We start from the raw sequence: 22,983 nt of genomic DNA, 5'->3' as shown, positions 1-22,983 counted from the left end.
TGGGCTCAGCGCGGTGGCGGGTCGTGCTGCAGCAGCCGGTCCACCTCGTTGCGCAGGTCTTGCGCCCAGGCCCGGCGGTCACGGCCGTTGTGGGTTTGCGGCTCGCCATAGGCCACCATGGCATGCAGGCCACTGGCGCGCAGGGTGGTCCAGATGGAAGCGATCAGCGTGGTGTCGCCAATGAACACCGGGGCGTCGCTGCGCTGACCGCTGGCGCCGTCCACAAACCGCAGCGCCACCGGCACAACCGGTGCGTGGACCTTGATGGCGGCCTGAAACAGGTTGGCATGAAACGGCAGCAGCGTGCGGCCGTCGCCGGTGGTGCCTTCCGGAAACACGGCAAGGGTGTCGTGCGCCTGCAGCCGCTCGGCCATGTGGTGCACCACGCGCATGGCATCGCGGCGGCTTTCGCGTTCAATGTAGAGCGTGCCGGCGCCGGTGATCAGCGCGCCCAGCACGGGCCAGCGCTTCACGTCGGCCTTGGACACAAAGCGGGCCGGCTGAGCGGCATTCATCACCAAAATATCGAGCCACGACACGTGGTTGGCCACCAGCAGTGCCGGGCCTTCGCCGGGCGGGGTGCCGCGCACCACCAGTGCCACACCCATGATGTGCAGCATCTGGCGCGACCACTCTCGCACGTGCAGATGGGTTTGGGCGGGCGTGAGCTGGGCGAACTCGCTGCGGATGATCCACAGACCGCGCACCACGTGGCCCAGCGCCCGCACCGCGCGACCCGTGGCGCGCAAACGGCTCACGCGGTGGCCGCCTGTTCGGTGCCCGCAGCCTGGTGGGCCAGTTGCCCACCCACCAGCGTGGCACGCACCGACACCGGCATCTCGTGCCCTTCAAATGGCGTGTGTTTGCCCTGGCTGCGCAGCGCGCTGCGCTGCACCGTCCAGCCCTGGCTGGGGTCAAACACACACAAATCGGCCACACCACCCACCGCCAGCCGCCCCACGCTGGCCTGCAACGTGCCCAGGCTCGCACCCAGCACGGCCTGCGGCCCGCTGGTGAGCACAGCCAGCGCCTGCATGAGGCTGCGGCCGTCTTGCTGCGCCCATTTGCACGCAAGGCCCAGCAACAACTCGACCGCCGTGGCGCCGGGCTCAGCTTCGGCAAAGGGGAGAATCTTGGCGTCGCTGTCCACTGGGTTGTGGTCCGACACCAGGGCGTCGATGGTGCCGTCGGCCAGGCCGGCACGCAGAGCATCGCGGTCGCGCTGCTGGCGCACCGGGGGCTGCAGGCGCAGCCGGCTGTCGTAAAAGCCGATGTCCACGTCGATCAGGTGCAGGTTGTGCACGCTCACATCGCAGGTCACGGGCAAGCCTTCGGCCTTGGCCTGACGCACCAGGGCCAACCCGCCCGCGCTGCTGATGCGGCACAGGTGCACCCGCGCGCCCGGGCTACCCGCAGGCTTGCCTTGCACGGCGCGCATGAGTTCAAACAGCGTGTGCAGCGCAATGGTTTCGGCCGCCGCCGGAATGCCCGATAAACCCAGCCGCGTGGCCAGCGGCCCGCTGGCGGCCACACCCTTGCCGAGCCAGAAATCTTGCGGGCGCAGCCACACGGTGTAGCCAAAAGTGGCGGCGTACTGCAGGGCGCGCTGCAGCACCTGCACATTGACGATGGGCACCTCGGCTTGGCCGAAACCAATGCAGCCGGACTCGGTGAGCTCGGCCATTTCGGTCAGCACCTCGCCCTTGAGCCCGCGCGTGAGCGCGCCCAGCGGAAACACACGCGCCAGGTGCAGTTTTTCGGCACGGAACTTGAGCATGTCCACCAGGCCGGGTTCGTCCAACACCGGGTCGGTGTCGGGCGGGCACACCAGCGACGTGACGCCACCGGCCACGGCAGCGGCCATTTCGCTCTCCAGCATGCCGGCGTGTTCCTGGCCGGGCTCACGCAAACGCACCGACAAGTCCACCAGGCCTGGCGCCACCACGCAGCCACCGGCATCGATGGTGCGGTTGGGCTGGAAGTCGGGCGTGACCTGGCCAATAGCGATGATGCGCCCAGCGGCAATCGCCACGTCGGCCTGCTCGTCGCGCCCGGTGGCCGGGTCCATGACGCGGCCGTTTTGGATCAGGATTTTCATAGGTTGAACGCTCTCTCTGAAAGTATGCTGCCACAGCGCAGGGCCGCCCCAAGCAAGGCCCGACCCCTCGGGGGGCAGCGACGCGCGCAGCGGTGGAGCGTGGGGTTGGTCATATTCATGCGTCGTGACTGGCCACGATCCCCATCACCGCCATGCGCACCGCAATGCCAAACGTGACCTGCGGCAAGATGACGCTCTGCGGGCCATCCACCACGGCCGAATCGATCTCCACGCCCCGGTTGATCGGGCCCGGGTGCATGACGATGGCATCGGGCTTGGCCCAGCGCAGGCGCTCGGGCGTGAGGCCAAAGCTCTTGAAGTATTCCTGGCTGGACGGCAGCAGCGCACCGCTCATGCGCTCGTTTTGCAGCCGCAGCGTAATCACCACGTCGCAGTCTTTGATGCCTTCTTCGAGCGTGTGGCACACACGCACCCCCATGTGCGACATATCGCTCGGCACCAGGGTGCGCGGGCCGACCACGCGCACGTCCGGGCAGCCCAGCGTGGTCAGCGCGTGGATGTCTGAGCGCGCCACGCGGGAGTGCAGCACGTCACCGACGATGGCCACCGACAGCTGGGTGAAGTCTTTTTTGTAGTGCCGGATGGTGTACATGTCCAGCAGACCCTGTGTAGGGTGCGCGTGGCGACCGTCGCCCGCGTTGACCACGTGCACATGCGGGGCCACATGCTGGGCAATCAGGTAGGGCGCGCCCGACTCGCTGTGGCGCACCACAAAAATGTCGGCGGCCATGGCGCTCAGGTTGGCGATGGTGTCCAGCAGGCTCTCGCCTTTGGAGGCGGACGACCGCGCAATGTCGAGGTTGATCACGTCGGCGCTCAGGCGCGTGGCGGCAATCTCAAACGTGGTGCGGGTGCGGGTGCTGTTTTCAAAAAACAGGTTGAACACGCTCTTGCCGCGCAACAGCGGGACCTTTTTCACCTCGCGGCTGCTCACGCTCACAAAGTTGCCTGCGGTGTCCAGGATGTTGGTCAGGATGTCGCGCGACAAGCCTTCGGTGGAAAGCAGGTGAATGAGTTCACCGTTTTTGTTGAGCTGGGGATTGCGTGGCACGATCAGGCTTCCTTTCTTTCCAGCACGAAACTCAGGCGCCCGCTTTCCTCGCGTGCGAGTTCAAGCGACTGGTCTTCGGGCAGATTCAGTGTGGCAGCGCACACATTGGCCTCTATGGGCAATTCCCGCCCGCCACGGTCCACCAAGACGGCCAGCTTCACGCTGGCGGGGCGGCCATAGTCGAACAGCTCGTTGATCACGGCCCGCAAGGTGCGACCGGTGTAGAGCACATCGTCTACCAGCAGCACGTGGGCTCCGTTCACGTCAAATGGCAGCACGGTCTGCGCGCTGAGCGCCAGACCGCGCTGGGCAAAGTCGTCGCGGTGCATGCTCGATGAAATCACGCCAGCGTCGCCCTCCAGCCCCAGGTCTTTTTGCAGACGCATGGCCAGCCAGGCTCCGCCCGAGGTGATACCCGCCAGATACAGCGGCTGCGGCGTGACCGCCATAAGCTTTTTCACGCCACGCAAGAGCTCGGCGTAGAGCGCTTCAGCGTCCAGCTGGATCGATTGGGTCAAGACAAACTCCTCAAAAACTGTTCCAGAATGATGCAGGCCGAGGCGGCGTCGGCGTCTTTCGCGCCCAGCGCATGGGCTTCGGTGGTGCTGTAGCGCTCGTCCACCTCAAACACCGGCAGGCCATGGCGCCCACGCAGCTGGCGGGCAAACTTCAAGGCACGGGCGGTGTTTTCATGCGCTGCGCCATCGGGGTGATAAGGCACACCCACCACCAAAGCGTCGGGCTCCCATTCCTGAATGCGCGCAGCAATGGGCACAAACCGGGCATCGCCCACTGCCTGGATGGTGGCCTGCGGCGTCGCGGTGCTGGTCAGGCGGTTGCCGCTGGCCACGCCGGTGCGTTTGAGGCCAAAGTCAAATGCCAGAAAGCGCTGGCAGGTGGACGGAACATCCACCGCCATCATGCGTGACCAGCATCGGGCGACAGCATCCAGGGCTGCAAACCCAGCAAGGCCATGGCCCGCTCGTAGCGCTCGGACACGGGCGCGTCAAAAATCACGCTCGGGTCGGCCTCTACGGTCAGCCAGCTGTTTTCGGTGATCTCGGATTCCAGCTGCCCCTGCGCCCAGGAGGCGTAGCCCAGCGTCACAAACACCTTGCGCGGGCCAGCGCCAGACGCCATGGCTTCGAGCACATCTTTGGAGGTGGTCATTTCAAGGCCGCCGGGAATGGACAGCGTGGAGGCGTAAACCGACTCGCCCTCGCCGCCTTCAATGGCTTCGTGCAGCACGAAGCCGCGCTCGGTCTGCACCGGGCCGCCTTGAAATACCGGCTGCAAGGCCAGGTCGTCGCGGCCCATGGGCAGGTCCACTTTTTCAAACAGCCGGGGTAACAAAATGTCGCTGGGTTTGTTGATCACCAGGCCCAGCGCCCCACGTTCGCTGTGTTCGCACATGAACACCACGCTGCGGCCAAATAGCTCATCGCTGAGACCGGGCATCGCAATCAGAAAGTGATTGGTCAGATTGATGGGGGCAAAATCAGCAGACATGCGGTGATTTTATGCCGCCCACCCCGCTGCGCACGGCCGTGCCGGCATTCAATTGACTTGCATGAACACCTACACCAAAGGGCTGATGTGGTTCCGGCGCGATCTGCGCGCCCAAGACAACGCCGCGCTGTACCACGCGCTCAAGGTGTGCCGCCAACTGTGGTGCGTATTCGTGTTCGACACCGACATTCTGAACCCGCTGCCCCGGGCCGACCGGCGCGTGGAGTTCATCCGCGAGTCGCTGGTGGAGCTCGATGCCAACTTGCGCGCGCTGGGCCGTGCGAACGGCGCAGAAGGTGTGGGCCTGATCGTGCTGAACGACCAGGCGCTGAAAACCATTCCAGCGCTGGCCAAGCAGCTGCAGGTGCAGGCGGTGTTTGCCAACCACGACGATGAGCCCGCCGCGCTGGCGCGCGACGCCCACATTTTTGGCGCTCTGGCACACGCAGGCATCTTGTTTCACAGCCACAAAGACCACGTCATCTTTGAACGGCGCGAAGTGCTGACCCAAGCCGGTCACGCCTTTGGCGTGTTCACGCCCTACAAAAACGCCTGGTTCAAGCAGCTCACGCCCTACCACCTGAAGCCCTACCCGGTGTCGCGCTACGCCAAGTCGCTGGCGGCCGTGCCTGCGCAATGGGCAATGCCTGTGCCGCCGCTGCGCGACATCGGGTTTGAGAAGACCAACCTGAGCCAGCTCCCCATGCCCACCGGTGAAAGCGGCGCCCACCAGCTGTTCGAAGACTTTGTACAACGCATCGACCGCTACGACGAAGCCCGCAACTTCCCCGCCGTCAAAGGCCCCAGTTACCTCAGCGTGCACCTGCGCTTTGGCACCATCTCCGTGCGGCAGGTGGCCTCTGTGGCCTACCAGATGCACCTGCAAGGCATGGCCGGCGCCAGCACCTGGCTGTCCGAGCTGATCTGGCGCGATTTCTATCACCAGGTGCTGGCCAACTTTCCGCATGTGGTGGAAAAGGCCTTCAAGCCCGAGTACGACCACATCAAGTTCGAACACGGCAAACACGGCAAAGCGCTGTTTGCCGCCTGGTGCGAAGGGCGCACCGGCTACCCGCTGGTGGACGCCGCCATGGCGCAGATCAACCAAACCGGCTACATGCACAACCGCCTGCGCATGGTGGTGGCGAGTTTTCTGGTGAAAGACCTGGGCATCGACTGGCGCTGGGGCGAGCGCTATTTCGCCGAACACCTGATCGACTTTGACCTAGCCGCCAACAACGGCGGCTGGCAGTGGGCCAGCTCCAGCGGTTGCGACGCCCAGCCCTACTTCCGCATCTTCAACCCCGTCACGCAGAGCGAAAAGTTTGACCCGCACGGCAAGTTCATCCGCCGCTACCTGCCGCAACTGGCCGCGCTGCCCGATGCCGCCATTCACGCCCCCTGGAAGGCCAACGAAATCGAAATGGCCGAAGCCGGCGTGGTGCTGGGCACCCACTACCCAGCGCCCGTGGTCGACCACGCCGAAGCGCGCGAACGCACGCTGCTGCGCTACGCGGTGGTCAAAAAACCGGGGGCAACGCCGAAATGAAAAAACCCCGGTCGCTATGCCGGGGTTTTTGTTGTGAGGCGCCCTCCAACCTGAGAGGCATGCCAAGAAGCGCCCTCAGGCTTCGGCGGCGATCTTGGCGTAATGCGCAATCAGCGCCAGCAACTCGTCTTCCGAGTACGGCTTGCCCAGGTAGTGGTCCACGCCGAGTTCACGCGCGTGCTCGCGGTGCTTCTCGGCAATGCGCGAGGTGATCATGATCACCGGCAAGGCCGACAGACGCGGATCGCTTCGGATGTTGCGCACCAGATCGAAGCCATCCATGCGCGGCATTTCAATGTCGGACAGCACCACCGTGGGCCGCTCTTGCTGCAAGCGCTCGAGCGCCTGCAAACCGTCGGCGGCCAGGGACACGCGGTACCCTTCGCGTTGCAACAAACGCTGCGTCACACGCCGCATGGTGATGGAATCGTCCACCACCAACACCAGCGGTACCGCGTTGACCGCCATGTCCAGCGGGGCCTGCGCATCGCCCACAACAGGCGGTGCTTGGCGCTGCTGGCTGGCCACCCATTCATGCACCTGCGCGCCGTATACCGTGGCCAGCGCCACCGGGTTGTAGATCAGCGCCACCGCGCCAGAAGCCAGCACCGACATACCCGCCAGGCCCGGCAAACGCGACAGCTGTGGCCCCAGGTTCTTCACCACCACTTCCTGGTTGCCCAGCACCTCGTCCACATGCATGGCCACCCGCTGGGCGGCGCTTCGGAAAATCACCACGGGCAAGGTGCGGCCCTGGGCTTCCAGCGACTGTGCCGACGACTGCAGCAACGCACCGGCCCAGTAGAAAGGCACCTCTTCGCCACCCACCGTGAGGGTGCCCTTGGCGTAGGCCTGAGCCAGCTCGTCGCTGCTGACACGACGCACCAACTCCACCAGGTTCGACGGCACACCCAGCGTGAGCGGGCCCGCGCGCACCATCACCACCTGGGTGACAGCGGTGGTCAGCGGCAGCACCAGCTTGAAACTGGTGCCCTGGCCCGGCTGGGTGTGGGTTTCAATACGGCCGCCGAGCGCCACCACGTCGGTGCGCACCACATCCATACCAATGCCGCGCCCAGCCAGCTCGGAGACCTCGCGCGCGGTGCTGAGCCCGGCAGCAAACACCAGCTGGGCAGCTGCGTCATCACTGAGCTGGGCACCGGGCAACACAAAACCCTGGGCCTCGGCTTTTTCGCGCAGGCGCGGCAGGTCCAGACCGGCACCGTCGTCGTGGAACACCACCGACACATCGTTGAGTTCTTGCGCCAGCCGAATGTCGATGCGTCCTTCAGCCGCCTTGCCTGCCGCCAGCCGCACTTCAGGCGATTCAATGCCGTGCACCACGCTGTTGCGCAGCAGGTGCTCAAAGGCGGCGGTCATGCGGTCCAGCACGCCGCGGTCCATTTCAATGTGGCCACCAGTGATGTCCAGCCGCACCTGCTTGCCGGTTTCTTTGGATGCCTGGCGCACCACGCGGTACAGCCGCTCGGAAATGCCTTCAAATTCAACCATGCGCGTGCGCAGCAGGTCGCGCTGCAGTTCGCGGGTCTGGCGTGCTTGCGCCACCAGGCCGTCTTCGGTGCTTTCGACCGCGCGCTGCAGGTTGCGTTGCACCGTGGCCACGTCGTTCACCGACTCGGCCATCATGCGGGTGAGTTCCTGCACACGGGTGAAGCGGTCAAATTCCAGCGGGTCAAACGACTGGTCGGCATCGCGCGCCTGGGCCAGCCGCGATTGCATCTGGGTTTCGGCTTGCAGCTCGATGTCGCGCAACTGCTGGCGCAAGCGGTCCAGGTTACCGGTCAGGTCTTTGAGCGAGCCGCGCAGGGTCACCAGCTCGGACTCCATGCGCGAGCGCGTGATCATGACCTCGCCGGTCTGGTTGACCAGGCGGTCGAGCAGTTCGGGGCGCACGCGCACCGCAGCGCCGGCACGCACCTGCACCGGCATGGGCGCACGCGGCAACGACAGACCCGAAAGGCCTTGACCCTGAACAAGCTCACGGTCCACAGCCGTCGGCACTGGCGCTGCGGGGGTCGGTGCATCCACCGCAGTGGTCAGCAATGGTTCCACACCCGGCTGCGCCTGCTCGGGCGCGCGCTGAACCACGCCGTGCGACTCGGGATCGGTCCGGCGCAACAGTTCAAAGCGGGCATTGATGGCGTCAAACGCGGCCTGCAGCGGATCCAGGTCGGCGCTGCGCTGCACATCAGCTCCCAACCGCTCGGCTGCGGTTTCCATGCGGTGGGCCATTTCGCCCAAACGCAAGGCGCCCGCCAACCGGGCGCTGCCTTTGAGCGTGTGCAGGTTGCGCAGCACCTCGGAACGGGCACTGCCGTTGTCCGGGCGCGCCACCCATTGGCGCAGGGCACCGCCCAGCTGAGGCAACAGCTCCAGCGCCTCGTCGGCAAAAATCGGAAACAGATCAACGTCAATGGTGTCCAGCGCGTCGATGTCGTCGTCGATGTCTTGCACCGGGCCGGCCGGCAAGCGCGGCTCGGGCAAGCCAGCAAACTCGGTGGCAGGCTCGCCAAACACCGAGTCCTCAAACGCGGGGGGCGCCAGCGGCTGCGCTTCGGCATGGGGCGCCGCCAGCTCTTGCGGTGCGGCCAAGGGCTCAGCGCCCCACTGGGTAGAAAACTCAAAGTCGAGGTCGGTCGCGGGCACCTCATCCGGTGCGTCAGTGGCTTGCGGCGCCAGCCCGTCTGGCAGCGGCTCGTGCACCAAACGGTACAGCGCATCCAGCAGTTCGGGGTTGGGCTCCTTTAGGAATCCCGCCGCAAACTGGTGCAGCAGGCGCCGAATTTCTTCAGACGCGGCCACAAACAACTCGGCCTGTTCGGCGCTGGCGGGCCAGCCAGCCCGCTGGTGCAAGCCTACCGTTTCAATGGCGTGTTCCAGTGCGCGGGCCATGTCGGACAGCGACTGAAAGCCCACCGTGGCCGAACTGCCGGCCAAGGAATGCGCCAGCGCTTCGGCCTGCGCCGGCACGCGTTTGTGGCGCTCAAGTGCCCATTCGGCCAACTCGGTCCCTAGGCGGCGCGACCATTCGTCGGCTTCGTTGAGGTACACGTTGTAGAGCTTGAGCCCAATGCGCAAAGACCCAATGACCCGGGTTTGCTCGTCGGGTAGGTCACCGTAAGCCGAACCGGTCACCTCGGTTGCGGCACCCATGGGCCGCTTGATCGGCTCGGGGAAGCCATCTGCTGCATCGGGCTCAGGCCGGGCTGATGCACCCAACGCAGCGTCCATCCCTAGCGGCTCTTGCGCCGAATATTCATCGCCCAGCGCCATCGCTGTGGCGTCCGTCGGCGACCCGGTCGGTCGTTCGGCGGGGAACGCCAGGGCATCGGCATCCAGGTCGAAATCGAAGTCCACATCGGCGAGCGCGGACTCCGCCTCTGTTTCGGCGGCCGTGGACAGGCCATCGTCAAGGTCCAGCGACAGACCGTCCAGCACCGAGGCCAGATCACCCATCGGTTCATCGGCCCCTGCAGCGGGCTGTTCTGCCGCTGCCTCGGTTGCGGTGCCTGCTTCAACGTCTTCGGGCTCCGGCGTGGCGGGCTCCACAGACTGGGCGCGCGATGACAGGGCTGCCAGGCTCCCGAAGTCGATTTCTTCGAACATAGGCTGTTCTTGCACCTGGCCTGCCACCTGGACAAACAGCACGTCGGCGCCGCCATCGTCGCCATCGCCAAAAGGCGATGTATCGACAAAATCGGCGTGCCCGTGGCTGCGGTCTTCTGCTTCTGCTTCTTCTGCAGGCATCTCATCGTGGACCGGAAGTTCAAAGCCCATGTCTGGCGGCGCTGTTACCGCTTCGGTAGCCTCGGCCACGCCAAAGGCATCCGTGTCGACGGTCGGCACATCGGCGACCGGTGCCTGTGCCGCCTGAAGCACCGACGGCAAGGCCAGTGGCAGGTACTGGGCCTGGTGACGCCAGGCTTCGGCGCTGGCGCGAAACGGCTGTGCGCTCCATGCCGTATCGGTTCGGGCTGCAATGTCTTCCACCCAGCGCGACAGCGCGCCCATGGCCTCACCGGATACCCTGAGCATGTCGGGATGCGCGGGCTGCTGCTCAGCCAGCACGGCGTTGACGACTTGCTCCATGGCCCAGGCGGCTTCGCCAAACTCGCCCAGCCCCACCATGCGCGAGCTGCCTTTGAGCGTGTGAAAGGCGCGGCGCAGCGTGGTGAGGTGCTCCAGATCAGCAGGCTGCATGTGCAGCAAGCCCACTGCGTCCAGGCCATTGCCCACCACTTCGCGGGCCTCTTCCAGGAAGATATCCAGCAGGTCGTCTTCTTCGTTGTCTTCGCTGACCAAGGTGTTGGCCAGCGGCGCGCTGGCAGGCGGTGCGGTGTGAGACAGGTCAAGCAGCGCCTGGGCGCCTGCGGCTGCGTCGTCGCGCACCACGGCCTGGGCCGCATCGCGGGCAGCACGCGCTACACCGGTTTGCTCGGCCAGCGAGGCCTGGGTAGCCAGGCTGTCCAGCTGCTGACTCAGATCGGCCAGGTTCATACCGTCCTGAACCCCATCCACCACCCGCTTCACGCCGGCACTGATGGCTTCGACGTCCTGACGGGCCGGTGGCCGAGTCGCCTCAGAGGTCGGGGTGCGGCCCATCAGCGGCAGCAACTCGCCTTTTTCTTCGTCAAACACAAACAGCTTTTTGGCCAGCGCAGGCTGGTAGTTCAGCATGTCGACCAAAAAGCTCAAGGCGCTCAGGTTGTTGCCCAGCTGCTGGAAAGTGCCGGCCTCGCGGGCCAGGGCTTCGTCCACTTCGGTGTCCAGAATCTGGTCTACCGTGGTACGCATGCGCGCCACGGCCTGCACCGCCTGGTCCAGACCCAGCACGGACAGCACGCCGCGCATTTGCGCCAGCTGCGACACCGCCACATGCAGGCACCCTTTTTCTTGTGGGGCGCGGAAAAACTGGTCGAGCGATTTCTCAGCCTCACCCAGCGACACCTTGAGCTCGCCCACCACACTGCCCATGGTCTGGCGGTCACTCACGTGGCGGTAAAGCTGCTCCATCCAGGGGGCGAGTGGCTGCGCGGGCGCGCCGGCCAGCACATGCTCCAGGCGCGCGGCGAGCGCCTGGGTGCGCTCGGTCATTTCAGCGTCGTTCGGATCGAAGTCTTCAAACGCCGCTTCCAGATACAAGGTGGTCGTGGCCACCTCCATGGCAAGCTCGGGGCGCACGCCGCGGGGCTCGTGGGCGGCTTGATCGGCCGCCGTCAACAACGCCTGCGCCAGCGCGGCACCGGCCGGGTGCAGCTTGAGCAGCGAGTCCCCAATCAGGCCGAACTGGTCAACCGCCTGGCGCGCACGGCTGGCGTCACCGCCTGAGTACAGCGACCAGGCTTCCTTGGCTGCGTTGATGCGCTTGCGCGCCTGCGCCAGGATGGCCGGGTCGTAACGACCCAGCGTGGCCAGCTGGTAGTCCACCGCCTCGGCGGCCTGCAACCCAAAGGCCTCACGCACCACCACCAGATGCGGGGTCTTGGCCGGTGTGGCGCCGTGGGCTTGCGCGCAGAAAAAAAGCAGGTCATGCAGCAAAGTCTCAGACACCTGGTTTTGACCCTGCGCAAACGAGGCAAACTGCAACAAAACGCGCGAAGCGGCGCGCTTGACATACACATCGGTCGGCAGCAACTGGTTGGCCACCGCCTCGAAGTAGGCCGCCGCGACACGCCAGAAGGTCTGCGCGCGCGACTCGCCAGCGCCAGCCGACAGACCCGCACTGAGCTTGGCCAGCTGCTGCGCGCCCGCCGGGCTTTGTGTTTTGACGACCAGCAAAACCAAGCGGTCGAACAGCGATCGCAAGGGCGCATCGCAGCGCAAGGGGTTGGTGTTGGCGGGGGCGGCCACATCCACGCCACGCTGCTCATAGGGCCACAAGTCGGCCGGGTGCACCCGCTCCGCGGCGGCCAGTTCCTGCACGTCGCGGTACTGTGCAAACAGCGCCACCGGCTGCACCGGCTTGTTGTTGAGCACCGACTCCAAGTACTCAATGAGTGCGAAGCTGGCCTGCTGAACCTTGCGCGCGGCCTCTTCGTTGCACACCAAGGGGCGCTGCACAAAACGCTGCACCGCCGCTTCCATGGCGCGCAGCACCTGGGCGGGTGCACCCAGGCCCACCATTTCCAAGGCGCCCACGGCCTGGTGAATCTGCTGGCGCGCCACGCGCAACGAACTGGGGTCTACCGCTTCCAAGTCGTTGTTGCGCGATTGCTCGGTCTCACGGACGAAGCGCTTGATGGCTTTGTTCGCTGCGTCCAGTGATTTGCGCAACTCGTCAAACACCCAAGCCAGCGGACCGAGGTCGGCGAGCGGGGTGTCCGTCTGCGAACTGTCGGTTCGGGTGGTGTCCTGCATATGGGTGTGAGGTTGGGGCTCGAACGGGCGCTAAAAGGATTTAAGGGCGTCAGGCAATCTTGAAACGGGCCACCGACTGGCGCAACTCCTCCGCCATGACCGACAGCTCACGCACCTGCTGGGCCGTAGAGCGGGTGCCTTCGCCGGTCTGCTCGGTCACGGCAAAAATGTGCTGAATGTTGCCCGCCACCTCGTTGGCCGAATCGGCTTCGCGGGACGTGGCGCTGGAAATCTGCTCAATCAGCTCAGCCAGGCGGCGCGACACCCGGTCAATTTCAGACAGGGCGGTACCGGCGTTGTCCGACAGTTTGGCCCCTTCGACCACACCCTGCGTGGAGCGCTCCATGGCGGCCACCGCATCTTGCGTATCGGTCTGAATGGCCTTCACCAGCGCCGCAATCTGACGGGTGGCATCGGCAGAGCGCTCAGCCAGTCGCTGCACCTCTTCGGCCACCACCGAGAAGCCACGCCCGGCTTCGCCAGCAGACGCGGCCTGAATGGCAGCATTCAAAGCCAGCACGTTGGTCTGTTCGGTAATGTCAGAAATCAGCTCGGTGATTTCACCAATTTCCTGCGAAGACTCACCCAGGCGCTTGATGCGCTTGGAGGTTTCCTGGATCTGGTCCCGAATCGCGTTCATACCGCCGATGGCGTCTTGCACCGCCTGCAAACCCGACTCAGCCGCCTGCAGCGACACACGGGCCACTGCAGCCGACTCTTGCGCCTGACCAGACACCTGGTTGATGCGCTGCGCCATGTCCACCACCGACTGACCTGTTTCGCGAATTTCGCGCAGCTGTTCGTTCGAAGCCGCCAGCAGCTCAGTGGACGTGCTTTCCACCGCCGATGTGGTTTGCGCCACCCGTGTGGCCGTGGCCTGCACGTTGCCCACCAGCGAGCGCAGCTCTTCCACCGTGTAGTTCACCGAGTCGGCAATAGCGCCGGTAATGTCTTCGGTCACCGTCGCTTCTTGCGTCAAATCGCCCTCGGCCACGGTTTGCAATTCGTTCATCAAACGCAAAATGGCCGCCTGGTTGGCATCGTTGACGCGCTTGGCATCTTGCTCCTGCGACTCGGCAGCCACGCGCTGCAATTCCGCCACACCTTGGCGCTGGCGGCTGTCCAGCAGCTGCACGTAGGCCAGACCGGCACCGCAAGCCAGCGCAAACAGGGCCGACACCAGCAGCGCCACCAAGGCAGCACCGCCCAGACCCGAGCGCGAAGACAAGTCGCCTTGCAAGGTCTGCAAGCCCAGACGCAGCGGCTCGCTGTCGGCAATGATGCTGGCCTGCGCCTCTCGCGCTGACACCAGGCCCTGCAGGTTGCCCAGAATGGCGCCAGCTTCGGTTCGGGTTTCTTCGTAAAGCGCCAGCAGCGCGTCCAGACGCTCACGGATCTGCGCGTCCCTGGCCGGCGCCAAACGCAGCTCTTCGCTGCCCTTGAGCAGACCCTCGGTGATTTCCTTGAAAGTGTTCAGATCTTTGCCTAGCAAAAACACCGCCTCGGGGCTCACACCCTCCATGGTCAGGAACTCGTTGGCCGATTTGCCGATGCGCTGCGTCAGCATCACCAGCTGGCCCGACGCAGAGATTTCAGCGGCTGGCGCGTTTTGCTGCAGCTTGAGCGAGGAGATGGTCTCTGCGATCTCCAGCAAGTCAGAGGACTGGCGGTTGATGGTGCGCAAGGCATTGCCCACCTGGGTCAGGATGGCTTGCTGGCCCAGCACCGCCGCTGCGTTGCGCTCGGCGGCTTCCACCTTGGGCCGCAGCGCCTCCAGCTGGCCGGCGTACTGAGGGCCAAGCGAGTCAATGGAAAGATCGGCATCGCCCGCTTGCAGGCCACGCAGGTTGCGCGCCAGCACGTCTGAACTCTCCCGCACTTCGGGGAACGCTGATGGGCTGCCAATCAGGGCCTGCGAAACGCTCTTGGCCAAGCGCTGCGACTGCATCAGGGCCTGACCACTGGCGGCCACCTGCTGGCCAATTTTTTCCGTCTGGCTCAACGCGAAAAAAGTGAAGCCGCCCAGCACCACCAGACCAAAGGCCAACAAGGAGGCCAGGGTTCGCTGGTGCTGCTCAGCGGGTTTGCGACCCAGCAGGGGCAGGGCCACCAGGCCTGCCTGCGAAGGCAGGTCCTCGTCACCCGCCATGCGGCTATCGGCGAAACCACCAGCAGCAAGGGTGGGTGCCAGGCGAGCGGCGGCAAGTTCGGCAAGCTCCTGATCGGTGGCGCCGCTCAGATCGGGTTCGTCCCCGGCTTTTTTCTTGAACAGTCCCTGGATTCGATCAAGCATGGCCATGAAAAAAACCTTCCAACAGAAAACAAAGTACGTATCACCGGCCTCGGCCGACGGCGTTCAACCGTCAGGCAGCGATGGCCAGGAATTCAGGTTCGGCCGCGAGTGCCTGCAGATCCATTTCCTGCCAAGGCAGTCCCTGATGATCCACCAGGCAGCGGGAGAAATAAGGGGGCGCACCCGCAGGGGCTTCACCCAGGGCACTGAACATGGCGGGGTTGCGCAGGCCCAGCAAGCGGTCAATCCACAAAACGGCATTGACACCCAGAGCGGCATGCAGACTGACGAGCCGCGACTCCGATGTGATGCGGTCGGCCAACGGCGCCAAATCGGAAGATCGGTCAACCAGACGGCCTAGATCGACGACGCCGTGCAGACCGCCACGCAAACTGGCCACGCCCGCGTACCACGGTTTGGTGTAAGGCACCGCCTGCACCGAAGCCCAGGGAAAAATCTCACCCGACTGGACCAAGGGGAGCAGGTAGCGCTGACCATGCGCCTCCACGGCGAGCCAAGAGGCCGTGGCAGCCTCAGATTTGGCTGCTGTCAGACGCTGTGCCAGCCGTTCCTGCAAATCCCTAAGTGACTGTCGGTTGGCCATGCTGGGTATTTATCGGGTCGCTTGCAAGAGAGTGGCGGCGCCGCTCAACCCAGCGCCCGGATCTTGGACAGCAGCTCTTCAGCGCTCACCGGTTTCGTGACGTAATCACGCGCACCTTGGCGCATACCCCAGACACGGTCGGTTTCCTGATTTTTGCTGGTGCACATGATGATGGGAATACTCGAATACTGCGGGTCACGGGCAATCGCCCGCGTCAACTGAAAACCATTCTGACCCGGCATCACCACGTCCATCAAAATCAGTTCAGGCTTTTCCTCCCCTAACCGACGAAAGGCCTCTTCCGCATTCTCGGCGGTGCGCACGCTGTAGCCGTTTTTACCCAGCAGGTCCGACAAAACCATCAACTCGGTCTTCGAGTCGTCCACGATCAGCACTTTCTGGATGGGCATCAAACGGCTCCGTTGAGGTTGGCGCCAAACCGCTGCACCGCGCGCAACAGCTGGTCTTTGGTGAAGGGTTTGGTGAGGTATTCCTGTGAACCGACCATGCGGCCGCGCGCCTTGTCGAATACGCCGTCTTTGGACGACAGCATCACCACGGGAATGCTGGAGAAACGGGCATTGCGCTTGATGATGGCGCAGGTCTGGTAGCCGTCCAGCCGGGGCATGAGGATGTCGCAAAACACGAGATCGGGCTGGAAATCGTTGATCTTGGACAAAGCGTCAAAGCCGTCGTCGGCCAGCAGCACCTCGTGCCCGCCCTGCTTGAGAAAAATCTCGGCGCTGCGGCGAATGGTGTTGCTGTCGTCAACCACCAAAACTTTCAGTGCGGGTGTCGTGCTCACGGTGGGGTTGCTCCAGAAAACGGGTCAGGACAGGTGCCAGACACCAGGCGCCTTCGCCCGGTGCCCGAACCACGAAGACGCACCACCGCTTGGCGAGCCAGCGTCAGATTTGCACCATTTCGAAATCTTCTTTGCGCGCGCCGCACTCAGGGCAGGTCCAGTTCATGGGCACCTGAGCCCAGGGGGTGCCGGGCGCTACGCCGTGCTCCGGATCACCGGCGGCCTCGTCGTAAATCCAGCCGCAGATCAGGCACATCCAAGTCTTGGTTTCGGTCATAGTTATAGGGGTCATTGTCATAGAATGCAATCATTGTATCGACCCCTATAAGCCGCCCGCAGGCCGCTTGCAGGTCATTCATGACCGGTTGTCCGCTGGTTTTTCTTAGCATGCAGATCGGCGGCGTTCTGGTGCCCGCCCTGCTTTTCACCCCGCCCATGTCCGACACCCCTGAATCCCTTTCGCCGTCCCCGGCCGGTGTCCCCAGCGAAACCAGCCTGCCTTGCGTGATGGTGTTCAACGCCAACGACTCCAGCGGTGCCGGCGGCCTCAGTGCCGACATCACCGCCATGTCCAGCGCGTCGGCCCATGTGCTTTCTGTGGTCACGGGCGCCTACATCCGCGACACCACAGAGATCCATGACCACGTGACCTTTGACGAAGAGGCCGTGGGCGACCAGGCACGCTGCGTGCTGGAAGACATGCCGGTGCAAGCCTTCAAAGTGGGCTTTGTGGGCAGCCCGGAAAACCTCAGCGTCATAGCCGCGATCACGTCTGACTACGCCGACGTACCCGTGGTGACCTACATGCCCGACCTGTCGTGGTGGGACGAACTCGCTATTGAAACCTACCTGGACGCCTGCGCCGAACTGCTGTTGCCCCAGACCACCGTGCTGGTGGGCAACCACAGCACGCTGTGCCGCTGGTTGCTGCCGGAATGGGAAGGCGACCGCGCCCCTAGCCCACGCGAGATTGCGCGCGCCGCCGCCACCTATGGTGTGCCCTACACGCTCGTGACGGGTTTCAACGCGGCCGACCAATATCTGGAGAGTCACCTGGCTTCACCCGAAACCGTGCTGGCGACAGCCCGCTACGAACGCTTTGACGCGACCTTTGCCGGCGCAGGCGACACGCTGTCTGCGGCTTTGTGTGCACTCATTGCGGGTGGGGCCGACTTGCAATCGGCCTGTGCCGAGGCATTGACCTACCTGGATCAGTGCCTGGACGCCGGGTTTCAGCCCGGCATGGGCCACGCCGTTCCCGACCGCCTGTTCTGGGCCCACGATGACGATGACGACGACGAAGCCAGCGGCGCCGCGCCACCATCCGAAACCGCCCTGGATGTGAGCGACTTCCCACTGGACACCACCCGACACTGACCGGCGCGGGAACACCCCACGCCCCAGCCCCACGCCTTGAAGAGAACACCCTATGACCGATCGCAACCAAGAACTGTTTGAACGCGCCAAAGCCCTGATTCCCGGCGGCGTGAACTCCCCCGTACGCGCTTTCAAGGCGGTGGGTGGCACACCGCGCTTCGTGCAGCGCGCCCAAGGCGCCTATTTCTGGGACGCCAACGGAAAAAAATACATCGACTACATCGGCTCCTGGGGCCCGATGATCTTGGGCCATGGCCACCCGGCGGTGGTGGACGCGGTGCAAAAGGCCGTGCTGGAAGGGTTTTCGTACGGTGCGCCAACCGAACGTGAAGTGGAACTGGCCGAAGAAATCATCAAGCTGGTGCCGAGCATCGACATGGTGCGCCTGGTGAGTTCGGGCACCGAAGCGGGCATGAGCGCCATCCGCCTGGCGCGCGGTGCCACCGGCCGCAAGAAAATCATCAAATTCGAAGGCTGTTACCACGGCCACGCCGATGCGCTGCTGGTGAAAGCCGGCTCGGGCCTGGCCACGTTCGGCAACCCCACCAGCGCCGGTGTGCCACCCGAAGTGGTGCAACACACCATCGTGCTCGAATACAACAACGTCGAACAACTGGAAGCCGCCTTCATTGAGCACGGCCCCGAAGTGGCCTGCCTGATGATCGAACCGATCGCCGGCAACATGAACTTCGTGCGCGCCAGCGTGCCGTTCATGAAGCGCTGCCGCGAGCTGTGCACGCAGCACGGTGCGCTGCTGGCGTTTGACGAGGTGATGACGGGCTTCCGCGTGGCGCTCGGCGGCGCGCAGAGCGTGTACGCCCAGCTCATCCCCGGCTTCGAGCCCGACATGACGGTGATGGGCAAGGTGATCGGTGGCGGCATGCCGCTGGCGGCCTTCGGTGCCAAACGCGCGGTAATGGAACAGCTGGCTCCACTGGGCGGCGTGTACCAGGCCGGTACGCTGTCGGGCAACCCGGTGGCCACGGCCTGTGGCCTGGCCACGCTGAAAGAAATCCAGAAGCCCGGCTTTTATGAGGCGCTGTCGGCGACCACGCAGTCGCTGGTGAGCGGTCTGACCGCCGCTGCCACCGCAGAAGGCGTGACGCTGTGCGGTGACAGCCAGGGCGGCATGTTTGGCTTCTTCCTGTTCGATCAACTGCCACAGAATTACGCCAAGGTCATGACCACCGACAGCCCGCGTTTCAACACCCTGTTCCACGGCCTGCTGGACCGCGGCGTGTACATCGCCCCCGCGCTGTACGAAGCGGGCTTTGTAAGCGCGGCGCACACTGCGGAAGACATCGCGGCCACCGTGGCGGCGGCGCGTGAGGTGTTCAAGCAGCTGGCTTGACCACTCCCTCGTTTCATTGAAACGGCTGGAGTCTGCTCCGGCCGTTTTTGTTTGGGCTCGCCGCGTGTGGCGCGTTCACCTCGCGCAAGAACTTCCCTCCTCGCCTATCCACCCGTCAGCGGGGCTGGGGCTTGGGCTGCCCTGGCGCAGGCTCGACTCGCGGTTGCCTCAGACATCGGGTGCATGTCCGGTGTCGATGAAGTGAAAGTCGCGCACCCGGGCAGACGCCCGCGAGCGAGAGCTGGAGAACGGGCGCCCCAAGCCCCAGCCCTCCTGCAACAGCAGGCCGAAAAAAAAGGGCTCACCAGGAGCCCCTTTTCGGAAAGAGCACAGAGCTCAGTGGCGGAAATGACGAACGCCGGTGAACACCATGGCCACGCCGCGCTCATTGGCCGCGTCGATCACTTCTTGGTCGCGCATCGAACCACCGGGCTGGGCCACGCAGGTCGCGCCCGCGTCTACCACCACGTCCAGACCGTCGCGGAACGGGAAGAACGCGTCGCTCGCCACGACGGTACCTTGCAGCGACAGCTTGGCCGCCTCGGCCTTGATGCTGGCGATGCGGGCCGAATCCAGGCGACTCATCTGGCCAGCGCCCACACCCATGGTCATGCCGTTCTTGCAGAACACGATGGCGTTGGACTTCACGTACTTGGCCACCTTCCAGGCGAACAGCAGGTCCTGCAGTTCAGCAGGGGTCGGCTGCTTGACGGTGACGACCTTGAGATCGGCCAAGGCCAGCTCGTGGTTGTCGGCGGTCTGCAGCAGCAGGCCCGACCCCACGCGCTTGGCGTCCATGGCGTTGCGGCCCTGGTCCCAGGCGCTGGCGCCACCGGCCGGCAGTGCGATCTTCATCAGGCGCACATTGACCTTGGGCTTGAAGACTTCCAGCGCTTCGGCGGTGAAATCGGGCGCCATCAGCACCTCGACGAACTGCTTGACCACGGCCTCGGCCGCGGCCTTGTCCACCGTGCGGTTGAAGGCGATGATGCCGCCGAAGGCACTGGTCGGGTCGGTCTGGAAGGCCTTGGCATAGGCCTCGTGCGCATCCTGGCCCACGGCCACGCCGCAGGGGTTGGCGTGCTTGACGATCACACAGGCCGGCGCCTCGAAGCTCTTGACGCATTCCCAGGCGGCGTCGGCGTCGGCGATGTTGTTGTAGCTCAGCTCCTTGCCCTGCAGCTGCACGCCAGTCACCAGCGCGCCGGGGGCCGGGTACAGGTCGCGGTACAGCGCGGCCTGCTGGTGGCTGTTCTCGCCGTAGCGCAGGTCCTGCACCTTGATGAACTGGCCGTTGGACTGGCCGGGGAACAGGTTGCGGGACGGCATGTAGCTTTCGCTCAGCTTCTCTTCCTCGAACGTCACGGACGACAGGTAGTCGCTGATGGCGCCGTCGTACTGGGCGATGCGGTTGAAAGCAGCGACCGACAGCGCGAAACGCAGTTTGTCGGACAGCTTGCCGGAGGCCTTGAGCTCGGCGATCACGGCGGCGTACTGGCCGGCGTCGGTGACCACGCCCACATCCTTCCAGTTCTTGGCAGCGCTGCGCACCATGGCCGGGCCACCGATGTCGATGTTTTCGATCGCGTCGGCCAGCGTGCAACCGGGCTTGGCCACGGTGGCTTCAAACGGGTAGAGGTTGACGATCAGGATGTCGATGGTGTCGATACCGTGCTCTTTCAGCGCAGCCATGTGCTCGGGCACATCGCGCCGGGCCAGCAGGCCGCCGTGCACCTTGGGGTGCAGGGTCTTGACGCGGCCGTCGAGCATTTCCGGGAAGGCCGTCACTTCAGCCACTTCCGTGACCGGCAGGCCTTGCTCAGCCAGCAGCTTGGCGGTGCCGCCGGTGGAAATCAGGGCCACGCCCAGGCCGTGCAGGGTCTGGGCCAGTTCGACGATGCCGGTTTTGTCGGAGACGGAAATAAGTGCGCGCATGGGATGGTTCAGCGTTAGGGAAAAAGAATGGAGCCAGAAGAAAACCGCAGCAAGCGGCCGGGCTTCACAGCAGGTTGTGTTCGAGCAATTTTTTGCGCAGCGTGTTGCGGTTCAGGCCCAGCCACTGCGCCGCGCGCGACTGGTTGTTTTGCGCCTGTTCCATCACCACTTCGAGCAGCGGTTTTTCAACCGCTTTCACGAGCATGTCGTGCAGGCCCGCGGGGTCGGTGCCATTAAGGTCCTGGAAGAAGTCTTCCATGCTGGCACGAACACAGTCGTGCAGGTTGTGCTTGCTCATGCGGCCAGTTTCCAGTTGTCTTCTCGGGTCATTGTGTGTTCTGGTGCAGAAGCCCAGGCGTCGAAATGCTCACGCACGCAGTCCAGCTGGGCCTGCGCGGTCGTGAGCGTGTTGATTTGGCGGCGGAACACGGCCGCTGCGCCAGCAGGCAAGGGCAGTGCCTGCGCATACCAGCCCAGGTGCTTGCGCGCACTGCGCACGCCGGTGAACTCGCCGTAGAGGCTGTAGTGGTCTTCCAGGTGGTCGAGCAACCAGGCTTTCACGTCCAGCAGGTCGGGGGGCGGCAGCGTGTCGCCGGTGGCGAGAAAGTGCGCGATCTCGCGGAAGATCCAGGGGCGGCCCTGGGCCGCGCGGCCGATCATGAGGGCATCTGCGCCCGTGCGGGCGAGGACGTCGCGGGCTTTCTCAGGGCTGTCGATGTCGCCGTTGACCACCACCGGGATCTTCACCAGGCTCTTGATGTGTGCCACAGTGTCGTGCTCGGCAAAACCTTTGTACCCTTGCTCTCTGGTGCGGCCGTGCACCGTCAGCATCTGCACGCCCGCGTTCTCTGCCGCCAGCGCGATGGCCGGCGCATTTTTGCCCTCGGCGGACCAGCCAGTGCGCATTTTCAGCGTCACGGGAACACCCTGCGGCGTACAAGCGTTCACCACGGCTTGCACGATCTCGATCGCCAACGCTTCGTCCTGCATCAGCGCAGAACCCGCCCATTTGTTGCACACCTTCTTGGCCGGGCAACCCATGTTGATGTCGATGATCTGCGCACCACGGTCGATGTTGTAGCGGGCCGCATCGGCCATCATCTGAGCGTCGGTCCCCGCAATCTGCACCGCGATCGGCCCAGGCTCGCCACTGTGGTCGGCCCGGCGGGATGTTTTCAAGCTGTCCTGCAGGTCGGGGCGCGAGGTCACCATTTCGCTCACCGCATAGCCCGCCCCCAGCCGCTTGCAGAGCTTGCGGAACGGCCGGTCGGTCACGCCCGCCATGGGCGCGACAAACAAAGCGTTGGGCAGGGTATACGGACCCAATTGCATGGCGATGGGAGAATGGGTGGTGGTGCGCAGCAGCGCGGAGCCCAGTAAATCCTGGGCGGAAGGATGGGCATTGTATCTGCCTGTTTTTTCAGCAGACGATATGCTGCACCACGCCTTTGTTGAGACCCCTTCCCGAACATGCCCGACTGGATCGTTTCCCTGCTGCAACTGCTCGCCCTGCCCGAGGTCGGTCTGAGCACCGTGTTTGTGGTTGCCTTCATTTCGGCCACACTGCTGCCCATGGGCTCCGAGCCGGCGGTGTTTGCGCTCATCAAACTCAGCCCCGAACTGTTCTGGCCCGTGATCTTTGTGGCCACCGCCGGCAACACGCTGGGCGGCGCCGTCAGCTGGGCCATGGGTCTGGGCGCGCACAAAGTGGTGGACAAAGCCCGCCACACCCACACCCCGCACCCGCGCGCGCTGCGCTGGCTGGAGCGCTTTGGCCCCAAGGCGTGTCTGTTGTCGTGGCTGCCGGTGGTGGGAGACCCGCTGTGCGCCGTGGCCGGCTGGCTCAGGTTTCCGTTCTGGCCCTGCGTGGCCTACATGGCGGTGGGCAAGTTGGCCCGCTACCTCACCATGACGGGCGCGCTGCTCTGGGTGTTCCCGGGGGGACTCCCGCTCTGATGCACCCACCGCTTCCGGGCGATACTCGAACGCCCCACGCCCCACGCCACGCGCCC

General features: G+C 64.6%; 19 protein-coding genes. 4 read left to right on the top strand and 15 right to left on the bottom strand.

Features of this window, described 5'->3' with window-relative positions; translation table 11 throughout:
* Positions 1 to 5: 5 nt before the first annotated feature.
* From ACTG4K_RS08230 to ACTG4K_RS08205, 6 genes are all read right to left on the bottom strand, one after another.
* Positions 6 to 758, bottom strand: a complete 753-nt coding sequence (locus ACTG4K_RS08230) for a lysophospholipid acyltransferase family protein (protein ID WP_439113714.1) — start codon at positions 756 to 758, stop codon at positions 6 to 8.
* Positions 755 to 2,098 (bottom strand): dihydroorotase, encoded by a 1,344-nt coding sequence (locus ACTG4K_RS08225; protein ID WP_439113713.1) that lies wholly within the window; start codon positions 2,096 to 2,098, stop codon positions 755 to 757. Before ACTG4K_RS08225 ends, ACTG4K_RS08230 begins: the two co-directional genes overlap by 4 nt.
* Positions 2,099 to 2,213: 115 nt before the next feature.
* Positions 2,214 to 3,176, bottom strand: a complete 963-nt coding sequence (locus ACTG4K_RS08220; RefSeq protein ID WP_439114026.1) for an aspartate carbamoyltransferase catalytic subunit — start codon at positions 3,174 to 3,176, stop codon at positions 2,214 to 2,216.
* The gene (gene pyrR / locus ACTG4K_RS08215) at positions 3,173 to 3,688 is read right to left on the bottom strand and encodes a bifunctional pyr operon transcriptional regulator/uracil phosphoribosyltransferase PyrR (RefSeq protein WP_439113712.1); all 516 of its coding nucleotides are present in this window, start codon (positions 3,686 to 3,688) and stop codon (positions 3,173 to 3,175) included. The genes ACTG4K_RS08220 and pyrR overlap by 4 nt, the downstream gene beginning before the upstream one ends.
* Entirely contained in the window at positions 3,685 to 4,092 is a 408-nt protein-coding gene (gene ruvX, locus ACTG4K_RS08210) for a Holliday junction resolvase RuvX (RefSeq protein ID WP_439113711.1), read from the bottom strand. Before ruvX ends, pyrR begins: the two co-directional genes overlap by 4 nt.
* Complete coding sequence (locus ACTG4K_RS08205) at positions 4,089 to 4,679, bottom strand: YqgE/AlgH family protein (RefSeq protein ID WP_439113710.1); 591 nt, start codon at positions 4,677 to 4,679, stop codon at positions 4,089 to 4,091. Before ACTG4K_RS08205 ends, ruvX begins: the two co-directional genes overlap by 4 nt.
* Positions 4,680 to 4,740: 61 nt before the next feature.
* Between ACTG4K_RS08205 and ACTG4K_RS08200 the strand changes: the two genes are divergently transcribed.
* Complete coding sequence (locus tag ACTG4K_RS08200; RefSeq protein ID WP_439113709.1) at positions 4,741 to 6,228, top strand: cryptochrome/photolyase family protein; 1,488 nt, start codon at positions 4,741 to 4,743, stop codon at positions 6,226 to 6,228.
* 75 nt (positions 6,229 to 6,303) lie between these two features.
* Here ACTG4K_RS08200 and ACTG4K_RS08195 read toward each other — a convergent pair whose 3' ends face one another.
* The 6 genes from ACTG4K_RS08195 to ACTG4K_RS08170 form a co-directional block, all read right to left on the bottom strand.
* The gene (locus tag ACTG4K_RS08195; RefSeq protein WP_439113708.1) at positions 6,304 to 12,606 is read right to left on the bottom strand and encodes an Hpt domain-containing protein; all 6,303 of its coding nucleotides are present in this window, start codon (positions 12,604 to 12,606) and stop codon (positions 6,304 to 6,306) included.
* 49 nt (positions 12,607 to 12,655) lie between these two features.
* The gene (locus ACTG4K_RS08190; protein ID WP_439113707.1) at positions 12,656 to 14,905 is read right to left on the bottom strand and encodes a methyl-accepting chemotaxis protein; all 2,250 of its coding nucleotides are present in this window, start codon (positions 14,903 to 14,905) and stop codon (positions 12,656 to 12,658) included.
* A 64-nt stretch (positions 14,906 to 14,969) separates the two neighbouring features.
* Positions 14,970 to 15,503, bottom strand: a complete 534-nt coding sequence (locus ACTG4K_RS08185) for a chemotaxis protein CheW (RefSeq protein ID WP_439113706.1) — start codon at positions 15,501 to 15,503, stop codon at positions 14,970 to 14,972.
* Between the two features lie 44 nt (positions 15,504 to 15,547).
* On the bottom strand, positions 15,548 to 15,913 hold the full coding sequence (locus ACTG4K_RS08180; protein ID WP_439113705.1) for a response regulator: 366 nt from the start codon (positions 15,911 to 15,913) through the stop codon (positions 15,548 to 15,550).
* Positions 15,913 to 16,308: a response regulator gene (locus tag ACTG4K_RS08175; protein WP_439113704.1), complete on the bottom strand. Its 396-nt coding sequence runs from the start codon at positions 16,306 to 16,308 to the stop codon at positions 15,913 to 15,915. Before ACTG4K_RS08175 ends, ACTG4K_RS08180 begins: the two co-directional genes overlap by 1 nt.
* Before the next feature lie 103 nt (positions 16,309 to 16,411).
* Entirely contained in the window at positions 16,412 to 16,585 is a 174-nt protein-coding gene (locus ACTG4K_RS08170) for a rubredoxin (RefSeq protein ID WP_304831625.1), read from the bottom strand.
* A gap of 158 nt (positions 16,586 to 16,743) precedes the next feature.
* On the opposite strand from ACTG4K_RS08170, the gene thiD reads away from it, so the two are divergent.
* Together thiD and hemL are read left to right on the top strand one after the other, a co-directional pair.
* Positions 16,744 to 17,685, top strand: coding sequence for a bifunctional hydroxymethylpyrimidine kinase/phosphomethylpyrimidine kinase (gene thiD / locus ACTG4K_RS08165; protein ID WP_439113703.1), 942 nt, complete (start codon positions 16,744 to 16,746; stop codon positions 17,683 to 17,685).
* Positions 17,686 to 17,737: 52 nt separating this feature from the next.
* Entirely contained in the window at positions 17,738 to 19,036 is a 1,299-nt protein-coding gene (hemL, locus tag ACTG4K_RS08160; RefSeq protein ID WP_439113702.1) for a glutamate-1-semialdehyde 2,1-aminomutase, read from the top strand.
* 336 nt (positions 19,037 to 19,372) lie between these two features.
* Here hemL and purH read toward each other — a convergent pair whose 3' ends face one another.
* The 3 genes from purH to dusB all read right to left on the bottom strand — a co-directional run bounded on the left by purH (position 19,373) and on the right by dusB (position 22,303).
* A complete protein-coding gene (gene purH / locus ACTG4K_RS08155; protein WP_439113701.1) occupies positions 19,373 to 20,971 on the bottom strand; it encodes a bifunctional phosphoribosylaminoimidazolecarboxamide formyltransferase/IMP cyclohydrolase in 1,599 nt (532 codons plus the stop codon).
* Between the two features lie 64 nt (positions 20,972 to 21,035).
* The gene (locus ACTG4K_RS08150; RefSeq protein ID WP_439113700.1) at positions 21,036 to 21,269 is read right to left on the bottom strand and encodes a helix-turn-helix domain-containing protein; all 234 of its coding nucleotides are present in this window, start codon (positions 21,267 to 21,269) and stop codon (positions 21,036 to 21,038) included.
* Entirely contained in the window at positions 21,266 to 22,303 is a 1,038-nt protein-coding gene (gene dusB / locus ACTG4K_RS08145; protein ID WP_439113699.1) for a tRNA dihydrouridine synthase DusB, read from the bottom strand. Before dusB ends, ACTG4K_RS08150 begins: the two co-directional genes overlap by 4 nt.
* 138 nt (positions 22,304 to 22,441) lie before the next feature.
* On the opposite strand from dusB, the gene ACTG4K_RS08140 reads away from it, so the two are divergent.
* Positions 22,442 to 22,927 carry a YqaA family protein gene (locus tag ACTG4K_RS08140; RefSeq protein ID WP_439113698.1) on the top strand — a complete coding sequence of 162 codons (486 nt, stop codon included), beginning with the start codon at positions 22,442 to 22,444 and terminating at the stop codon, positions 22,925 to 22,927.
* The last annotated feature ends 56 nt before the right edge of the window (positions 22,928 to 22,983 follow it).

Source organism: Hydrogenophaga sp. (genome assembly GCF_965657535.1).
Lineage (GTDB): Bacteria > Pseudomonadota > Gammaproteobacteria > Burkholderiales > Burkholderiaceae_C > Hydrogenophaga.
The sequence above is the reverse complement of the archived record's forward strand: the minus strand, read 5'-3'. Positions and strand labels throughout refer to the sequence as shown.

Bases quoted from the DNA above. Each gene is read 5' to 3' on its own strand.
- dusB (WP_439113699.1), bottom strand. From the start codon at position 22,303: ATGCAATTGGGTCCGTATACCCTGCCCAACGCTTTGTTTGTCGCGCCC.
- ACTG4K_RS08185 (WP_439113706.1), bottom strand. From the start codon at position 15,503: ATGGCCAACCGACAGTCACTTAGGGATTTGCAGGAACGGCTGGCACAG.
- ruvX (WP_439113711.1), bottom strand. From the start codon at position 4,092: ATGATGGCGGTGGATGTTCCGTCCACCTGCCAGCGCTTTCTGGCATTT.
- ACTG4K_RS08170 (WP_304831625.1), bottom strand. From the start codon at position 16,585: ATGACCGAAACCAAGACTTGGATGTGCCTGATCTGCGGCTGGATTTAC.
- thiD (WP_439113703.1), top strand. From the start codon at position 16,744: ATGTCCGACACCCCTGAATCCCTTTCGCCGTCCCCGGCCGGTGTCCCC.
- ACTG4K_RS08180 (WP_439113705.1), bottom strand. From the start codon at position 15,913: ATGCCCATCCAGAAAGTGCTGATCGTGGACGACTCGAAGACCGAGTTG.
- hemL (WP_439113702.1), top strand. From the start codon at position 17,738: ATGACCGATCGCAACCAAGAACTGTTTGAACGCGCCAAAGCCCTGATT.
- ACTG4K_RS08140 (WP_439113698.1), top strand. From the start codon at position 22,442: ATGCCCGACTGGATCGTTTCCCTGCTGCAACTGCTCGCCCTGCCCGAG.
- ACTG4K_RS08205 (WP_439113710.1), bottom strand. From the start codon at position 4,679: ATGTCTGCTGATTTTGCCCCCATCAATCTGACCAATCACTTTCTGATT.
- ACTG4K_RS08200 (WP_439113709.1), top strand. From the start codon at position 4,741: ATGAACACCTACACCAAAGGGCTGATGTGGTTCCGGCGCGATCTGCGC.
- purH (WP_439113701.1), bottom strand. From the start codon at position 20,971: ATGCGCGCACTTATTTCCGTCTCCGACAAAACCGGCATCGTCGAACTG.
- ACTG4K_RS08195 (WP_439113708.1), bottom strand. From the start codon at position 12,606: ATGCAGGACACCACCCGAACCGACAGTTCGCAGACGGACACCCCGCTC.
- ACTG4K_RS08150 (WP_439113700.1), bottom strand. From the start codon at position 21,269: ATGAGCAAGCACAACCTGCACGACTGTGTTCGTGCCAGCATGGAAGAC.
- ACTG4K_RS08190 (WP_439113707.1), bottom strand. From the start codon at position 14,905: ATGGCCATGCTTGATCGAATCCAGGGACTGTTCAAGAAAAAAGCCGGG.
- ACTG4K_RS08225 (WP_439113713.1), bottom strand. From the start codon at position 2,098: ATGAAAATCCTGATCCAAAACGGCCGCGTCATGGACCCGGCCACCGGG.